Source organism: Mesorhizobium sp. M0615, from assembly GCF_040320805.1.
Taxonomy (GTDB): Bacteria; Pseudomonadota; Alphaproteobacteria; order Rhizobiales; family Rhizobiaceae; genus Mesorhizobium.
This window is the reverse complement of the sequence record NZ_JAMYQI010000006.1, coordinates 48,632-65,374: the sequence shown is the minus strand read 5'-3', so window position 1 is coordinate 65,374 and position 16,743 is coordinate 48,632. Positions and strand designations below refer to the sequence as shown.

15 protein-coding genes are annotated in these 16,743 nt (G+C 63.4%); 5 read left to right on the top strand and 10 right to left on the bottom strand.

Annotation, left to right across the window (positions count from 1 at the left end; all coding sequences use genetic code 11):
• Nucleotides 1-2: 2 nt before the first annotated feature.
• The 3 genes from NKI46_RS11845 to NKI46_RS11835 all read left to right on the top strand — a co-directional run bounded on the left by NKI46_RS11845 (nt 3) and on the right by NKI46_RS11835 (nt 2,911).
• Nucleotides 3-428 (top strand): hypothetical protein, encoded by a 426-nt coding sequence (locus NKI46_RS11845; RefSeq protein ID WP_023725853.1) that lies wholly within the window; start codon nt 3-5, stop codon nt 426-428.
• Between the two features lie 22 nt (nt 429-450).
• Nucleotides 451-1,437, top strand: coding sequence for a dihydroxyacetone kinase subunit DhaK (dhaK, locus tag NKI46_RS11840; RefSeq protein ID WP_352459269.1), 987 nt, complete (start codon nt 451-453; stop codon nt 1,435-1,437).
• Between the two features lie 448 nt (nt 1,438-1,885).
• Nucleotides 1,886-2,911 carry a nucleotidyltransferase family protein gene (locus NKI46_RS11835; protein WP_023668787.1) on the top strand — a complete coding sequence of 342 codons (1,026 nt, stop codon included), beginning with the start codon at nt 1,886-1,888 and terminating at the stop codon, nt 2,909-2,911.
• An 8-nt stretch (nt 2,912-2,919) separates the two neighbouring features.
• Here the strand turns inward: NKI46_RS11835 and NKI46_RS11830 are convergent, their stop codons facing one another.
• The 4 genes from NKI46_RS11830 to NKI46_RS11815 form a co-directional block, all read right to left on the bottom strand.
• Entirely contained in the window at nt 2,920-3,915 is a 996-nt protein-coding gene (locus NKI46_RS11830) for a phosphoenolpyruvate carboxykinase (ATP) (RefSeq protein ID WP_023738104.1), read from the bottom strand.
• The gene (locus NKI46_RS11825) at nt 3,912-4,346 is read right to left on the bottom strand and encodes a lasso peptide biosynthesis B2 protein (RefSeq protein WP_023668789.1); all 435 of its coding nucleotides are present in this window, start codon (nt 4,344-4,346) and stop codon (nt 3,912-3,914) included. Before NKI46_RS11825 ends, NKI46_RS11830 begins: the two co-directional genes overlap by 4 nt.
• Nucleotides 4,346-4,633 (bottom strand): PqqD family protein, encoded by a 288-nt coding sequence (locus NKI46_RS11820; protein WP_352746328.1) that lies wholly within the window; start codon nt 4,631-4,633, stop codon nt 4,346-4,348. The genes NKI46_RS11825 and NKI46_RS11820 overlap by 1 nt, the downstream gene beginning before the upstream one ends.
• 546 nt (nt 4,634-5,179) lie before the next feature.
• Nucleotides 5,180-5,977 carry a DUF2259 domain-containing protein gene (locus tag NKI46_RS11815; protein WP_245260383.1) on the bottom strand — a complete coding sequence of 266 codons (798 nt, stop codon included), beginning with the start codon at nt 5,975-5,977 and terminating at the stop codon, nt 5,180-5,182.
• A gap of 218 nt (nt 5,978-6,195) precedes the next feature.
• On the opposite strand from NKI46_RS11815, the gene NKI46_RS11810 reads away from it, so the two are divergent.
• Entirely contained in the window at nt 6,196-8,103 is a 1,908-nt protein-coding gene (locus NKI46_RS11810) for a propionyl-CoA synthetase (protein ID WP_023684216.1), read from the top strand.
• Nucleotides 8,104-8,174: 71 nt separating this feature from the next.
• Nucleotides 8,175-8,876 carry a metallophosphoesterase family protein gene (locus tag NKI46_RS11805; RefSeq protein ID WP_245260382.1) on the top strand — a complete coding sequence of 234 codons (702 nt, stop codon included), beginning with the start codon at nt 8,175-8,177 and terminating at the stop codon, nt 8,874-8,876.
• Between the two features lie 89 nt (nt 8,877-8,965).
• Here NKI46_RS11805 and NKI46_RS11800 read toward each other — a convergent pair whose 3' ends face one another.
• The 6 genes from NKI46_RS11800 to NKI46_RS11775 all read right to left on the bottom strand — a co-directional run bounded on the left by NKI46_RS11800 (nt 8,966) and on the right by NKI46_RS11775 (nt 16,596).
• Nucleotides 8,966-11,344, bottom strand: coding sequence for a polysaccharide biosynthesis tyrosine autokinase (locus NKI46_RS11800; RefSeq protein WP_023738101.1), 2,379 nt, complete (start codon nt 11,342-11,344; stop codon nt 8,966-8,968).
• 183 nt (nt 11,345-11,527) lie between these two features.
• On the bottom strand, nt 11,528-12,424 hold the full coding sequence (gene galU, locus NKI46_RS11795) for a UTP--glucose-1-phosphate uridylyltransferase GalU (protein WP_023668795.1): 897 nt from the start codon (nt 12,422-12,424) through the stop codon (nt 11,528-11,530).
• A 75-nt stretch (nt 12,425-12,499) separates the two neighbouring features.
• Nucleotides 12,500-13,450, bottom strand: a complete 951-nt coding sequence (locus NKI46_RS11790) for a glycosyltransferase family 2 protein (protein ID WP_023738100.1) — start codon at nt 13,448-13,450, stop codon at nt 12,500-12,502.
• Complete coding sequence (locus NKI46_RS11785; RefSeq protein ID WP_023738099.1) at nt 13,440-14,387, bottom strand: glycosyltransferase family 2 protein; 948 nt, start codon at nt 14,385-14,387, stop codon at nt 13,440-13,442. Before NKI46_RS11785 ends, NKI46_RS11790 begins: the two co-directional genes overlap by 11 nt.
• On the bottom strand, nt 14,384-15,379 hold the full coding sequence (locus NKI46_RS11780) for a glycosyltransferase family 2 protein (RefSeq protein WP_023738098.1): 996 nt from the start codon (nt 15,377-15,379) through the stop codon (nt 14,384-14,386). The genes NKI46_RS11785 and NKI46_RS11780 overlap by 4 nt, the downstream gene beginning before the upstream one ends.
• Nucleotides 15,380-15,423: 44 nt before the next feature.
• Nucleotides 15,424-16,596, bottom strand: a complete 1,173-nt coding sequence (locus tag NKI46_RS11775; protein WP_352746322.1) for a glycosyltransferase — start codon at nt 16,594-16,596, stop codon at nt 15,424-15,426.
• Nucleotides 16,597-16,743: the final 147 nt, after the last annotated feature.

The following is a 16,743-nucleotide window of genomic DNA, read 5'->3' as shown; positions in this document are numbered from 1 at the left end:
AGATGGCCGACAAGACACCAGAAGCCGGCTCCGAAGAGGCGATCCGCGCCTACAAGACGATCCTGTCGCAGGTCATCGACCAGCGTCCGTCGGGCATGCGCCAGCGCCTTGCCGATGCGCTTGGCAAGCACCGCAGCTTCGTCACCCAGATTTCCAGCGCGGCCTATTCGACCCCGATCCCATCAAAACATCTGCCGGCTATTTTTTCGGTCTGCCATTTCAGTCCGGCCGAGCGCGATCAGTTTCTGGCTGCCTATCATCTGGCGCATCCCGGCAAGATGTCGGTTGCGGCAGGCATGCGCAAGACCCGGCATGTCTCGCTGATCGTGCCCGATTTCGGCGACGACAAGCAGAACGCAGCGCTCGACAGGGCGATCAACGAATTCATCCAGAAGATCACCAGCATCACCGGCAGGAGTGGTGGCTGATCGTGTTGTGTCGGGAGGACACATGAAGAAGTTTATGAATTCCGTCGACACGGTGCTGACCGAAAGCCTCAACGGCTTCGTTGCAGCCCATGCCGACATCCTGGTGCTGGGCGAGGAGCACAAATTCATTCGCCGCAAGGTGCTGAAGCCGGGGAAAGTGGCGCTGATCTCGGGCGGCGGTTCCGGCCACGAGCCGTTGCATGCCGGCTTTGTCGGTCAGGGCATGTTGGACGCCGCCTGCCCCGGCCAGGTCTTCACCTCGCCAACGCCGGACCAGATACTGGCGGCGGCCGCCGCCGTCGATACCGGCGCCGGCTGCCTGTTCATCGTCAAGAACTATGAAGGCGACGTGATGAATTTCGACATGGCCGGCGAAATGGCCGACGGCGTCCTGCAGGTGGTGATCAATGATGACGTCGCCGTCGAGAATTCGTCCTTTACGACCGGCCGGCGCGGCGTCGCCGGCACGCTGGTGGTGGAGAAGATCGTCGGCGCCGCCGCCGAGCAAGGCATGGCGCTGGCGGATCTCAAGGCGCTCGGCGGTCGCATCAACAGCGCGACGCGTTCGATGGGCGTGGCGCTGACCAGTTGCACGGTGCCGGCGGCCGGCAGGCCGACCTTCGAGATTGGTGATGGCGAGATGGAATTCGGCGTCGGCATTCATGGCGAGCCCGGCCGGCGTCGCGACACGTTGAAAAGCGCCGATGCGATCGCCGAAGAGATTTGCGCCGCGATCCTGGGCGATCTCGGCGACAGGGCGAAAGGCCCGGCACTGTTGTTCATCAACGGCTTTGGCGGCACGCCGCTGATGGAGCTCTATCTGATGTACAACAGCGCCCGAAACATCTTCGAAAAACAGGGCGTGACGGTGACCCGCTCGCTGGTCGGGTCCTACGTGACATCGCTCGACATGGCCGGCTGCTCGATCACGCTGACCATGCTGGATGACGAGGCAACGTCAATGTGGGACGCGCCGGTGCAAACAGCCGCGCTGCGCTGGGGACTGTAACGGAGGGGCCTTGCCCATATCCCGAACAGGCGGCTTATGAACTTGCCTTAGCCTGCGGGACCGGACGGACCGTTACCCGCAGTCACGCCGACAGATTGCCCGCCTGCAGCGCGGCTTGCCTTGCGGCCGACCGCTCCGGCTTCATCCAAACCGAAGCCGTAGAAGTCTTATCGCGGTATCGGCAGCGACGGCCCGGCCACCACGCTGGACAACTTTCCTGCCTTGCGCAGCACGGGCGCTTCATACTTTTTCTTGGCCATTCCAAACACCCTTTTCAGTCCAGTGCAAAAGAATGGACCGAAACCGTGGAAAGTCAATTCATGAGCTGGTTCTGCCACCACACGCTGGCTTCATGCATGCTTTTCTGCAACATACGCTCCTCTGAGTTGGTTGTTTGACGCAATTCCGGACGGGAATTGCTGATGTGGGCGAACGCAATCCGGGTTTGATGCTGCCATCTCTTGCGCCTGCCGATGAAAAACTGCTGCTGACCTTCGCCGACCCGGAGGCGACGGTTGCCATTGGCCGTGACGTTGCTGCCGAAAGCTTGCTGGCACTGCTCGCCAATGCCGAGTTCCACGGCGTGCTGCCGATCATGCTGCGCAAGCTCAGCGAGATCGGCGACGCCCAACTGCCTGCGGACGCAGCCTTGCGGCAAAAGCTGTCGGAACTGCGTGATCGCTCGACGCTGGCGACCGGCCAATCGATGCTGCTGCAATATCATGGCGACCGCATCATGAAGGCATTGGCGGCGAAAAATGTTCCGGCCCGCATCGTCAAGGGTCCGGTCTTCGCACGCAAACTTTACCGCCACGCCGCTGACCGGCCGTTCACCGACATCGACATTCTGGTCGAGCCGGCCAGCATCATTGAAGCCAACACGGTGATTGCCGGATGCGGCTTCGAGCTCTGGAGCGGCGAGGCGCAGTCGCAGGATCTGCAGGAGTTCAAGTGGCTGGAGAAGGAGAATACCAGCCTGCTGATCGAACTGCACGGCAACCTGGTGCATGATTCCGGCATGCGGCGGCGGCTGTCGCTGGGCTTTCGCGAATTGCAGATCATCGACGGCAGCGAGGCCGACACGCCGGCCGCGCTGCTGACCATCGCCATTGTCCACGCCGCCGGCGGGCACAAGTTCCACCGGCTGCAGCTTTGCGTCGATGTGCTGCAGGGCGTGCGCGCGCTGCGGTCGCCCGCGGATGAAGACCGGCTTTTCGAGGCGGCGCGCATCAGCGGCATCGAGCTCGAACTGGCGACGGTTCTCAATGTGACGGGGCGGCTGTTTGATGCACCGCGCGCGATCGAACTGGCCGACCGCATCAAGCCCGACCTCTCGATATTTTTGGCCAAATGGCTGATCACCGGCGATACGCTGCTCGGCGTCAATTCCAGGGACAAGATGCATTCGCGCCTGCGCCGCGACGCCTTCCGCTGGATCCAGCGCCTCGCCAGGCCAAAGCCGCATTCTGCCTGAAGTGTGCTTTAGTCCCGCGCCGCCAGCGCCGAGCGGATCAGCGGGGCCGCCTCGGCCGGGTTCGCGCCGACTTCCAGGGTAAATGTCGGGACGGCTTTGACCAGCGTTGCGATGGTTGCCATGCGGCGCTTCTGCGCCGGCAAAAGGCCGGTCATGCCGGTCCTGACATTGTCGGTGGCAAGCGCCACCATGGCGTCTGTCCTGGTCATGGGCACGAGCCGGGTTTGCGCGTCCGCCGAGCGGGCGAGATGAAACAGTGCCGCAACCGGTCTGCCGACAGTTTCCTCGATGCGGATGATCTCGGCGAGACGTTCCAGCGAGACGGCCTGCTCGCCATTGGCGTCCCATTTGTCGCCAAGGCAAGGCGCCACGAAGGGCAGCATTGCCGCGGTGTGGCGGTGGACCTTCACCTTGCGCGGCAAGCCCCAGGCCGTGATGCCGCCACCGGCCAAAACCTTGAGGATCATGGCGTCATCCGAGCACAGGCCGAAACCTTGCGACGCCAGCGCCAGCGACGTCGTCGACTTGCCGGTGCCGCTCGGCGCATGGATCAGCACGAGCGCCTCGCGGCCGGGCAATGTCAGGCCGGCGGTGTGCAGCATGTGCTGGTCGCCGGCATCAAGTGCTGCATCCAGCACCATCATCAGCACCGTCCATTTGACCTTGGCATCGGGATGGACTCGTATCTCGGCCCAGCCTCCATCGGCATTGATCGAGACGGTCTGCAGGCCGGGAAAGACCAGATGAACGGTGCCGCCACCGTCGATCAGCCGGCAATGGCCGTCCTCCGGCACCTCGCCGTCGAAAGCGAGTTTTCCGGCAGGCGATTCCGGTAACTCCCGCGTCTCGACGATGTCGACGCGGAAATCGGGCTCGACCGGCCCGCTCACGCGCAACGTGCCGAGCAAGAGGTCGAAGCTCGGCCAGAGATCGGCCCGCGGGGCCGATATGCTGATGACCTGGCCCTGGAGATCATAGCAGAAGGTGGTCGCCGGACCGGTCAAGCAGCGTGCGCCTTTCCGGCATCGGCGTGATGGCGATAGATCTGCACCATGCCGGGGAGGCTGTCCGAGACCACCGGGCGGCCATCGAGACAGACCCAGCAATGGGCAGACATACGCGGCGCCTGCATCGACTTCGGATCGACGCCGAAGCGCAGATCCGGATCGAAGCCGGCAAAGCGCAGGAAGCGGTGGGCGAGCAGGCCCTCGCGCAGGCATCTGCGGTCGCGCATCAGCCAGGGGTGCCGGACGGTCCGGTTGACGGCAGCGACGATGTAGGCTGACGACAGGCCGCGATAAGGGGTGGGTGCGCTGAGCGGCGCCCATTTCAGCACCGATTCGAAGCTGCGGCGGCCGATCAGGGTCGGCATCAGCCGCGCGCTTGCCCATAAATGGACACGAAACAAAGCGCGCAGGAGAACGCCGTCCACCATCAGGGAGCCGGGTCGGCGAGAATGCCTTCGCTCACCAGTTCGGCGGCCAGCGCCGCCATGTCCCGGTCGAGCGTGCCCTTGTCGACCTCGAACTCGTCAGACAACAGGACGACGATCTGGTCAAGGCTGCGGGCGCCGTCCACCTTGTCGAGAAAGGCTTCGGTGGTGCCGTTGCAGGTGTAAAGCTGGCCGCTGCGCGCCAAGAGCACGACGGCGCCATCGCCGACATGCTGGACCGAGGCGTCGTCCGCCAGCCGCAGAACCATTTCAGAACCGATTTGGGCCATGGAGCCCCTCCACCATTTTCCTGGAGAGCAGATAGCGCGGCGATGCGGGTCTGTCCATTGCGCGGGCGAGAGGGAGAACAGGCCGGCCTGACCGTTCTGTGGCAATCCGGCAACGCCACCATCCTCACGACACAGGCGACCGAAGCCTAATGGAGACATCCAATTTCAGATTGTGGTAACTTCCACATCATTCAGAGCCTGAGAACAGGGAAGCACCCCAGAAATCGTCGGTGATTGCAGCTGGTAATCACCGCCGCAAACCGTCAAGCCGGCTATCTCGCAGGGTCAAGGTCTTGCTTGTCTTACCTAAAGTAAGCTATGCAGTCGCGGGGTTTTGGGAGAGCATTGGGTATGCGTTACAATTGGGAGCGGGCGCCGACCGCGTTCGAACGTCATCGAAAAGCGTTGGCAGCCGCCATATTGATTGCGGGTGGCGTCGGGCTGATGCTGGCGGCCTTGCCGCTTTAAGAGCTGATATCCGACACGAACGCCCTGCTTTCTCCGGGCGCATGAGCTTTTTCTGCCTGCCACAAGGGGGGCCGCGGCTTAGCGTGCCTGGCCGGTTACGGCGATGAAGCGGCGGTCCCGTCCTTCGAAGCCCTGGCTGAAGCGCTGCACCAGCACGGCCAGTACCGCCGGCTTGTCGGGCGGGGCGTATTCGTAGGATTCCGACAGGCTGTAGGAGGTCGGGCAGTTGCGCGAGCCCGGCACGGCCTTGTCCTCGTGCAGCACCTTGAACGGCTTGCCGTCCTGCCCCTGCAGCGACAGGCGGAAGCCGCGCGCCTTGCCCGTCTTGTCCCCTTGAAGTGTCTTGTCGCCTTGAAGTGTCTTGTGCCCCTGAAGAGGCTGGTCGCCTTCCTTGGCGTCATCAAAGCTTGCCGAGCAATCCTCCTTGCTGTCGGCCAAAATCTCATCGAGCTGGATGGTCGAAATCTGTGTTTCGCCATAGAACGGCGACAGCCATTTCTGCGCGGCCTGCTCGAGGCGGGGGATGTCGTTGTACTCGACCGTGTCGTCCGGGAAGGTGAACCTGTCGGAGGCCGTGCGCGTGCCGCGCTCGGCGATGCCGTATTTGGCCAGGATTGGCGCGGCCTGCTTTGCGGCCTGCGCCCGTGCCTGCTCCACCGTCGTGGTCGCCTCTTCCGATTCATCGAGGACAAGGATCGGCTTGCCGCCGACGAACTCGTCTGTGCTTGTGTCGATGATGTCGATCTGCGACCAGCCGGAAAGGGCAGCGTCGACCTCGCCATATTGCTCGAAGGCGAAATATTTGCCGTCGGGGGAAAAGCCGATGATGCGCCGCGCGGCGGCATCGCCGGCCTGGGCGGCGGAAACGATCGTCAACAGCAGCGCTGCTCCAACGGCAGATCCAACCCCGTATCGTACCGTCATTGCGCGCCCTGCCCCGATTTCAAACCCGGCCATGGTGCCTGCAATTTATGGCCAAGGCGAGATCGGCCAAGCCCCAAATTTCGGGAAAGACATGGCATTTGGGGAAAGACGTGGCCGGGAAAACCCGCATAGGCTATTGCAACATAGAGAGTTTTCCCGAGGAGGGATGAATGGCGTCACGCTACCACGAGGTCTATGACGGCTGGAAACGCGACCCGGAACAATTCTGGGCCGCTGCCGCCGAGGCGATCGACTGGTATTCGCCGTGGACCAGCGTCTTCGATGCCAAGGCGGGCGTTTACGGGCGCTGGTTCAACGGCGCCACCTGCAACACCTGCTTCAACGCTCTCGATCGCCATGTCGCAGGCGGCCGCGCCGACCAGATCGCACTTATCTACGACAGCGCGATCACCGGCACGGTCAAGAAATTCACCTATGCCGAATTGAAGCGCGAAGTGGTAGCGCTGACTTCGGTGCTCAAGAACCGCGGCATTCGCAAAGGCGACCGCGTCATCATCTACATGCCGATGGTGGCCGAAGCGACGATCGCGATGCTTGCCTGTGCCCGCATCGGCGCGGTGCATTCGGTGGTGTTCGGCGGCTTTGCCTCGCACGAGCTCGCCACCCGCATCGACGACGCTAAGCCGAAGCTGGTCATCTCCGCGTCCTGCGGCCTGGAGCCTGGACGTGTCGTGGCCTACAAGCCGCTGCTCGACAAGGCGATCGAAATGTCCCGCCACAAGCCGGACGCCTGCCTGATCCTGCAGCGCGACCAGCTGCGCTGCGATCTGAGGGAGCATTACGATATCGATTTTGCCGACGCCGTTGCCCGCGAGCGGGCGGCGGGCGCCAACGTCGATTGCGTTCCGGTACTGGCTACAGACCCGCTCTACATCATCTATACCTCCGGCACGACCGGCCAGCCGAAGGGCATCGTGCGCGACAATGGCGGCCACATGGTCGCGCTCAAATGGACGATGGAAAACGAGTTCGGCGTCAGACCGGGCGAAGTATTCTGGGCGGCCTCCGATGTCGGCTGGGTGGTCGGCCATTCCTACATCGTTTACGGACCGCTGCTGCATGGTGCGACAAGCGTGCTGTTCGAGGGCAAGCCGATCGGCACACCCGACGCCGGCACCTATTGGCGGGTGATCGCCGAACACGGCGTTGTCGCGCTGTTCACCGCGCCGACAGCCTTTCGCGCCATCAAGGGGCAGGACCCCAAGGGCGAATTCGTGCCGAAATACGATCTGTCGAAATTCCGCACTCTGTTCCTGGCCGGCGAACGCGCAGACCCGGAAACCATCAAATGGGCGGAGCAGAAACTCAACGTGCCGGTGGTCGATCATTGGTGGCAGACCGAGACCGGCTCGCCGATGACCATCAACCCGGCAGGCCTCGGCCTGCTGCCGGTGAAATACGGCTCGCCCGGCGTGCCGATGCCGGGCTACGACATTCGCGTGCTCGACGATGCCGGCCATGAAGTGCCGCGCGGCACGCTTGGCAATGTGGTGGTGAAACTGCCGCTGCCGGCCGGCTGCCTGCCGACGCTGTGGAATGCCGACGAGCGTTTCCGGCAGGCCTATCTCGAGGAGTTTCCCGGCTTCTACAAGACGGCCGATGCCGGCATGATCGACGAAGACGGCTACCTCTATGTCATGGCGCGCACAGACGACATCATCAATGTCGCCGGACACCGGCTGTCGACCGGGGCCATGGAGGAGGTGCTTTCAGCGCATTCCGATGTTGCCGAATGCGCCGTCATCGGCGTCGCTGACGCTATGAAGGGCCAGGTCCCGCTCGGCTTCGTCGTGCTCAATGCCGGTGTGTCGCGCGATACCGCTGCCATCGAACGCGAAGTGGTGGGGCTGGTGCGCGAACGGATCGGCCCGGTCGCCGCCTTCAAGACGGTGGTGACGATCAAGCGCCTGCCGAAGACGCGCTCCGGCAAGATCCTGCGCGGCACCATGCAGAAGATTGCCGACAAGGAAGAATGGACGATGCCGGCGACAATCGACGATCCCGCCATTCTTGACGAGATCACCGCGGCGCTCAAAGCCCGCGGCATCGGGGTCTGACGGCCCCAGTGGCGTTGTTTCAGCGGTCCAGACCTCCCCGGCCGGCGCCGCGCGAGCGCCTGGAAATGGATATGGACGACACCGTCGTCTACGCGATCGGCGACGTGCATGGCTGCTACAAGGAATTGCTGTCGCTGGAGCAGAAGATCCAGCTCGACGCGCTGCAATTTCGCGGCCGCAAGATTATCGTCATGCTCGGCGACTATATCGATCGCGGGCCGCAATCGTCGCGCGTGCTCGACCACCTCTTGGCGCTGCCGCCAACAGAGTTCCTGCGCGTCTGCCTGGCGGGAAACCACGAAGTGGCCATGCTGAACTATCTCGACGGCTATCTGTCGCGGGACCGCTGGCTGGCGGTCGGCGGCCTCGAGACGCTGTTTTCCTATGGGGTCGATCCGGCGCGGCTTGCCAGCCTCTATGCCTTGAGCGACGAGGTCGACCGGCGCGTGAAGGAAGTCATTCCGGCCAGCCATATCGACTTTCTGCGCAGCCTGCCGGTGCTGCTCTGTTCGGATAAATTCGTTTTCGTCCATGCCGGCATCAGGCCGGGTATCGACCTGGTCGCACAGGATGAGCAGGACCTGCTCAACATCCGCGACGAGTTCTTCAACGCCGCCTATCTGCTCGACCGCTTTGTGGTGCATGGGCACACGCCGGTCGATATCCCCAGGCTTGACGGGCGAAGGCTCGGCATCGACACCGGCGCCTTTCAAAGCGGCCGGCTGACAGCGCTCAGGATCGCCGGTAAATTCGGCAAGCTGATCTTTTCCTGACCTGCCGTGCTTCTTCGTTTGAGCGTGATCCTTTCCGAAAACCGGATCCGCTTTTCCGGATCACGCTCCTTTTCAGGATCGCGCTCCGTTCAGGCCGCGGTCTTGGCCCGCACGTCCGATTTCTCCAGATAGTAGGTCGAATAGCGGTCGAAGAACTTTTCCGAGCCGCCGAGCGAGCCGTATTTCGGCAGCTTCTTCAGATCGACCTTGTTGAGCACGGCGCCGACGACCTTGCTTGCGACGTAGGGTTCCTGCTCCAGCAGCGAGCGCACCATGGCGCGCGGCGTGCGGCCCCATTCGGCAACCAGCACGAAGCCGTCGACCAGCGGCGCAAACGCCTTGGCGTCGACCACGGGGCCAAGCGGCGGCAGGTCGACGATGATGTACTCGAACGTCTCCTTGGCGTTGTCGATGAAGCGCCGCATGCCGGCCGACGACAGCAGCTCGCTGGTATGCGAGAACTGCCCACGCAGCACGGCCGGGATGATCGCCAGCTTGGTCTGGCGGTCGACCTTGCCGACCGACTGCCAGGTCTGGCCGTTGACCACGGCCTCCATCAGCCCCTGCTCGGCCTCCATGCCGAGGTTGCGGCTGAGGCCAGGATTGCGCAGATCGGCGTCGATCAAAAGCGTCTTCGAGCCGTTGGCGGCCAGCAATCCGGCGAGATTGGCGGCGACCGTAGACTTGCCCTCGCCGGGCAGGACCGAGACCACGCCTATGACCCGGCTGCCTTGCCCTTCCATGACGACGTCGAAGGCGATCTTGGCGTTGCGCAGCGTTTCGGAGAACATCGATGCCGGCGCATCGACGCTGACCCGCAAGCGCGCCCGTTTCTCGGCCGCCGACAATGTGTTGGCGCCTTTGGCATCCGCCGCACCGTCGTCGGCGTCCTTGCCGAGCCTGCCGCCGATCATCGGCAAATAGCCGAGGAATTTGAGGCCGACGCGATCGCGAATGTCCTCGCCGGTCCTGAAGAAGCGCTCGTTGAACTCATTCAGGCCACCAAAGCCGGCGCCAAGCAGCACGCCAAGCACCAGCGACAGCGCCAGCACCCTGGAGGTGCGCGGGCTTGAGGCGGAAAGCGGCGTTGAGGCATCCGAGATGATGCGGACCTTGCCGACCGGGAAGGATTGCTGCTGCGAGGCCTCCTCGTAGCGGCTAAGGAAAGTCTGGTAGAGCGTGGTCAGCGCCTGCGCCTGCTGATCGAGCTCGCGCAGTTTGACCTGGCTCTGGTTGTCGATGGAGCTCTTGCCGGCCGCGTCGGCGATCTTCTGCCTCAGTGAGGTCTCGCGTGAAAGCGCGACTTCATATTCATTGCGATAGCTTTCGGTCAGCTGCTTCAACTCGCCGAAAATCTGGGTCGACAGGTCGGCCTTCTCCTTGGCCAGCGCCACCGCCTGCGGATGGTCGGCGCCGAAATTGGCCGTCACGTCCTGCAGCCGCTTGGCGACTGTGAGATAGCGGGTCTTGAGCGTTGCAATGACGGAGCTTGCCGGCTGATCGCTTGAGATGGCGGAATCGTTGAAGGCATTGTCCGAGCCGCTTTCGACGATGGTCTTGTATTGCTGATAGCGGGCGCTGGCGCGCGCCGTATCGGCCTGCGCGACGATCAGTTGCGCGGTGAGATCGGCAATCTGCTTGTCGCTGATCAGCTGGCCGTCGCTGTTGGCGGCCAGACCATGCTCGGCCCTGAATTTCTCGACCGCCATAGCGGCCGCCTGTGAGTTCTGACGAAGCTCGGTCAGCCGGCCCTGCAGCCAGACCGCAGCGCGCTCGGTGGCGTCGAAGCTGGCATTGAGCTGGTCGGCGAGATAGGCGTCGGCATAGGCCTTGGTGATGGCGGTGGCGAGTGCCGGATTGGTCGACTGGTAACCGATGGCGAGCACATAGGAGCGGCCGTTGCGCTGCGCCAGCACCTCGCTCTGCAGCTTCAGCACGGCATAGTCGTGGCGCGCCGTCTGCATCATGGCCTGGCGTGTCGCCTCATCGACGTTTTCCATGCCGGGAATCTGCTCGGCGGAACTTGAGCGGAAATAGCCGATCACGCCGCGCACGAAGCCGATGCCCTTGACCAGCGCCGATTGCGGCGGGTTCATGAACTCTGCGTTCTGGTCGAGTTTCAGCTTGTCGACCACCACCGAGGCCAGCCGCGCCGAGGTGATGATTTCGATCTGGCTGAGCAGGGCGGCGTCGGTCTGCATGGTGACGGATGCAGCCGAGATGTCGTCGATGACCTTGTTCAGGCCTTCGTCGATCAGCACGCTGGCGACCGACATGTATTGCTTGGGCGTGGTCTGCAGATAGAGCAACCCCAGGAACAGGCCAATGATGGCGCAGACTGCCACCACCTTGACCTGACGCGCCGCCATGCCAAGCAGGCGCTCGACGTCGATGAAGTCTTCACCCTTTTCCTGATCGGGGTTGGGCAACGGCATCCTCTTGTCGAGAGGAAAGCTGGCATAATTCATCTTCGATCCAATTCTAGGTTACAGGCGCCGGAGCGAGACGGGGCACCTCGCCCGGAGCTGCGGAGATCGGGGGCAAGATATGCAACGCAAGCTTCATGCCATCTGGCGCCGGGCCTGAGCGGCCTGGCGTGCAGGCACGAGCCGCGCCATCGTCCAAACGCATATGCCCTCGAAAGATGGGCATTATGCGGCCACTTCCTGACGCTCATGCGACCGCACGAACGCCTGCAGCATTTCCAGCACAGGTCCCTTCATGTCGTCGCGCGCCAGCGCGAAGGCGATGGTGGCCTCTATGAAGCCTTCCTTGGAGCCGCAGTCGAACATGCGGCCATTGAAAGGCTGGGCAAAGAAAGACTGGCTTTTCGCCAGCCGCACCATGGCATCGGTAAGCTGGATTTCGTTGCCGGCGCCGCGTTGCTGGTTGCCCAGCAGCGAGAAGATCTCGGGCTGCAGGATGTAGCGGCCGTTGATGTAGTAATTCGACGGCGCATTGGCCGGCGCCGGCTTTTCGACCATGGCCGTCACCTCGAAGCCGCTGCCTGTCTCGGCGCCGCGCCCGACGATGCCGTATTTGCTGGTCTCGCTGGGATCACAGCGCTCGACGGCGATCACATTGCCGCCGGTCTGCTGATAGAGATCGACTGTTTCAGCCAGGCAACCTCGGCGGCCGAACGACACCATATCGGGGAGCAGCAGGGCGAAGGGCTCGTCGCCGATGACTTCGCGTGCGCACCACACCGCATGGCCGAGACCATGTGGCGACTGCTGGCGGATGAAGCTGGTGGCGCCGGCCACGGGCAGCATGCTTTCGAGCGCCTCCAGCTGGGTCTTCTTGCCGGTTTGTTCGAGCGTTCCAATCAGTTCGGGGTGCAGGTCGAAGTAGTCCTCGATGACAGCCTTGTTGCGGCCGGTGACGAACACGATGTGCTCGATGCCGGCTTCGAAGGCCTCGTCCACCGCATATTGGACGACCGGCCGGTCGACCACGGGCAGCATCTCCTTCGGAATCGACTTGGTTGCCGGCAGGAACCGTGTTCCAAGCCCCGCCACAGGGATGACTGCCTTCCTGATTTTCTTCATCGCAAATTCCTTCTGAGCAGATCGATTTCAGCCTGTTGCAGGCCATGAACAAACGTCTTCATGTACTCGCCCTCCTTACCTCTCCGCGCCGACGGCAAACTGCGCCGCCACCCTTTTGAGGCGGACGGCGATCGGCATCGACATGTGCCTGACAGCCGCCGGATCACTTAGCGCGGTGCGTATCGCTTTCAACGGCGAACGCGCCTTGATGTGCTGGACCAGCGACAGGAACGATGCCGCCTTGCGCAGGCTGCGGGCGCGTTTGGCGAAGGCGGCCGCAGCAGCAGCGTCCATGGAATTGGTCTCGGCGAAGACCGCGTCGGCCTTGCGCATCGCCTCGATATGGTGAAGCTCGAGCACGCGCGAGATCGAGCCCGTGCGGATGTGGTAGATATAGCCGGTCGTCGGCTCGACCACGCATTTTCCGCCCTTGGCCAGCGCGTTGGCGAGCAGGATGTAATCCTCGCCGATGCTCAGACTTTGATCATAGCGAAGGTCGTTTTCGATCAGGAAACGGCGCTGGAAGATCGGCTTGAGATAGCCAAGGTTGAACGTGGATTCGAAAACGATGTTGCCAGCGATGTAGTCGGCGAGCGTGATTTCACGCAGGCCCTCCAGATATTTGGCGGGAAACATCGTCGCTTCGGCAATGCCGTCCTCGCGCACCACCTGGAGGTTGTCGACGGCGATTACAGCGCCCGCACTTTCGGCTCGCGCGATCATGGCGGCGAGCCGCCCGGGCAGGACGGCATCGTCGGAATCGAGCACCGCGACCCAGCGGCCTGTGGCGAGGTCGAGGCCGGCATTCCTGGCGCCGCCAGGGCCACGATTTGCCGGCAGCGCAACCACTTTGACGACATCTTTTGGATAGGCTCTTGCGACGTCGAGCGTGTTGTCGCGCGACTGGTCGTCGGCGACGATGATTTCGACGCTGACATCGCGCTGGGCCATGGCGCTTGCGATCGCCCGGTCGAGCGTGGCCGCGGCATTGTGGGCTGCGATGACAAAGGAGACGTCAGGCTGCACGCTTGCCTCCTTGCTGCGGGGAAGACAGTCCGTATTGGCGAATTTCGCTGATACCGACCAGGCCGCTGACGACGCCGACATGCATGATGCCCCGCAGCACGCTGCGGTTGCGGCGGACCGGGCTAATCGCGGTCAACGCCGCCATGCCGAAGCAATAGACGGCCTTGGCCGAGGCAAGGCCGACAGCCTTCGCACGCTCTATCACGCCTGCGTCATGGCCGATGAGGTGGCCATGCGTCTGGCCGAAGCGGAAGCGGCGGCGGCGCAGCCAGTCGAAAGCGGCTCGCGAACGCGGCACGACTTCCTCGACCCACGCCTCCGGCGCAAAGGCGATGCGACCGCCTGCCTTGACCATGCGGTCGAAGAATTCGGTGTCCTCGCCGCCGCTCTGGCCGCGCGCCAGGCTGAAACGACGGTCGCGCAAGCTGTCGGCGCTCATCCTCAAAAGGACGTTGCAGGTGTAGCCGGTGCGGATTTCGCCCTGCACCCAGACCGGCAAGGTCGAATGAAAATCGCCCTTGCGCATCCAGTCCGGCGCATCCGGGCGGTAGAGCGCCCGCACCGGACCGAGCACGGCCTCGGCGCCGATTGTCTCTGCCGCAGCGACCAGTTTGGCCAGCCATTGCGGGGAGGCGGTTTCATCGTCGTCGATGAAGGCGAGAAAATCGGCCGTGCTGGCATCAAGACAGGCGTTGCGGGCGACCGAGATGTTGCGCGCCGGGGCGTGCCGGTAGCGGACCACGAGCTTCAATTCGCTCGCCAGCGCGGTCACCAGCGGCTCGGCGGTCGGCTCGTCGTCATTGTCGGCGACGATGACGCCGATGCCGAAACCGGCAGGCATATCCATGGCAGCGAGCGACCGCAGCGTGTCGGCCAGTTCCGGCCGCCGGAACGTGCAGACGCAGATGTCGATTCGGCGGCTGTCGGCGACCATCATGCCACCCCGCGCTGCGATCGCGAGCCGAGCAGTTGCAGCCAAAACCCGAGCGACCAGCCGAAATGCATGACCATCGCCGAAATGCCCGCCAGCACATTGTTGGGATTGCGCTGGCTGATGGCGGTCACAGCGCCGTAGCCCAGACAGACCGAAGCCCAGACCAGCAGCGGCACCGCCGCCAGCCAGTGGATAAAGGAAAATACCGCGAGAAGGACGACCGGCGCCACCAGCAGCGGGATCATCTGCCGAACTTTCGGGATCATGCGGTGCTTGAGCACATTCTTGGCGCGGCCGCGGCCATAGCCGAGATATTGGAAATACAGGCCCTTCAGCGACGAACGCGGATAGTAGACCATCTGCGTCTTGCCGCTCATCCAGATGCGGTAGCCTGCCCGGCGCAGCCGGTAGTCGAGTTCGGCATCCTCATTGTGGCTGAAGCTCTCGTCATAGCCGCCGACCGCGGTGAAGGCCGAGATCCGGATCAGCGCGTGATGGCCATGGTCCACCCATTCGCCGGCGGAAAGGTGCCGGTGCTTGGAGCCGCCGGTGCCGAGCTTGGAATTCTGCGCCGCCGCGACCGCTTTCTGCACCGCGCCGCTGCCGCTGGTCAGCATCGAGACGACGACCGAATCGGCTGAAGTGGCGAGCGCCTCCTCAACCAGCCGGTCGCAATAATCGGCGGGATAGCCGCCATGGGCATCGATGCGGATCAGGTATTCGGCGCCGTCACCGAGGCTGGCGACGGCGAGATTGATCGCCGCGCTCTGGATACGTTTTGGGTTGTGCAGGAGGACGACCTGAGGGTCCTTGGCCGCAACCGCTTCGACAATGGCCAAAGTACCATCGGTGCTGCCGCCATCGGCAACGACGATGCGGGCGCCGAGCCTTAGCGCTGCCGGCCTGAGCTGCTCGAGCAACGCGCCGATATGGGCTGCCTCATTCAGGCACGGAATGACGATCAGGCTTGGCGGCAGCGCTTCGGTTTGCGTCATCGGCGCCTTCCCATGCTCTGTACTTTTCCCATCATCAGCCATCGCTAAGCCAGCGCTTCGGTGACGAAGGGACCGGGGACCGCCGCCAGACCGCGCAGCCTGTCGACAAAGGCGCGGCAGTCGCTGCGGTCGTAGCTCCAGGTTCGTGGGTTGCGGGCCAGCACACGCGCCTTGGCCTTGCCGAAGTGCTCCTGGTCCATGCGGCCGAGCGCGGTTTCCAGGATTTCGGGCGTGGCATCGGAAAGCAGGACGCCAATGTCCTGCTGGTCGAGAAAGCGCCCGGTCTCGGTATTGCCCATCGAGATCGGCACGGCGCCGAAGCGGCAGCCCTCATAGAGGCGGTTGGGCAGCAGCCATTCCGAATTCTGCCCTTCCTCGAAGAAATCGATCGCCCAGGAAAAATGCACTTCGCCGTAGATCGCGGCCATGTCTTCCGGGTTGCGGTAGGGGCCACGAAAGGAGAGATAGGGTTCGGCCTCGACAAAAGCGTGGAAATCCGGGAATTCCGAGAGTGCCGGACGGCCCCGGAGGACGACCTCGAAGCGCCCGCCCTGACGGCGCGTGAAGTCGGCCAGCAGCTCCAGCGAGCGGCGGCAGCGCAGCGCGCCGAACCAGCCGATGCGCCACGGGGGTGCTGCAGGGTTTTCGGCCTTTGACCTGTCATCCAAGGCGATCGGCGCGGTTTCGAAGTATTTGTTTTCGACCAGTTCCACCGGTGCGGCGACCTGCCCGAACGGCTTGAAATAATTGGCGATGAAGGCCGGTGAGCTCGTCACCAGAAGCTTCACCTCGCGGGCGAGATAACGCTCCGCTGTGCGCAGTGCTTTGCCCAGCATGTCATTGCGCAGCACCAGGCGATGGATGTCGAGGCATTCGTAGACGATCGGCACGCCGCCGCGAAAGGCGGCCTTGGCGCGCCTGGCCAGCGCCAGCATTTCCAGATTGCGCGCGATGATGAGGTCGGGCTTCGGCATCGCCGCAAGCTTCGAGCCTATCGACAGCGCCGCCTTGGCGACCGCCGCCAGACGCTGGCCGAATCGGCCGTCACGCGTCGCGCCGAGGTCGACCGGCTGCAGCCCCTCGACGTCGGCAACAGCATTTGTGGTCCGACGGAAGCCGGCCAACGTGACCCGCGCGCCGCCTGCCTTGAGCATTATGATCCGCCGGCGCACCGCCGGGTCGGAAACATCGTGCACAAGGTACAAGACATGCAGCATGAAAACTCGACCGCTGTTGGCCCACCCACGGGAATGCTAACCCAGCTTTTGCTGCATCGCAACATTTTTGGTGCGCCGTAGCATAAGTGCACGTTTTTTGTTGCACTGCAAAATTGATGCGTTACCCTCCGTCGGGCTTGAGCGCCG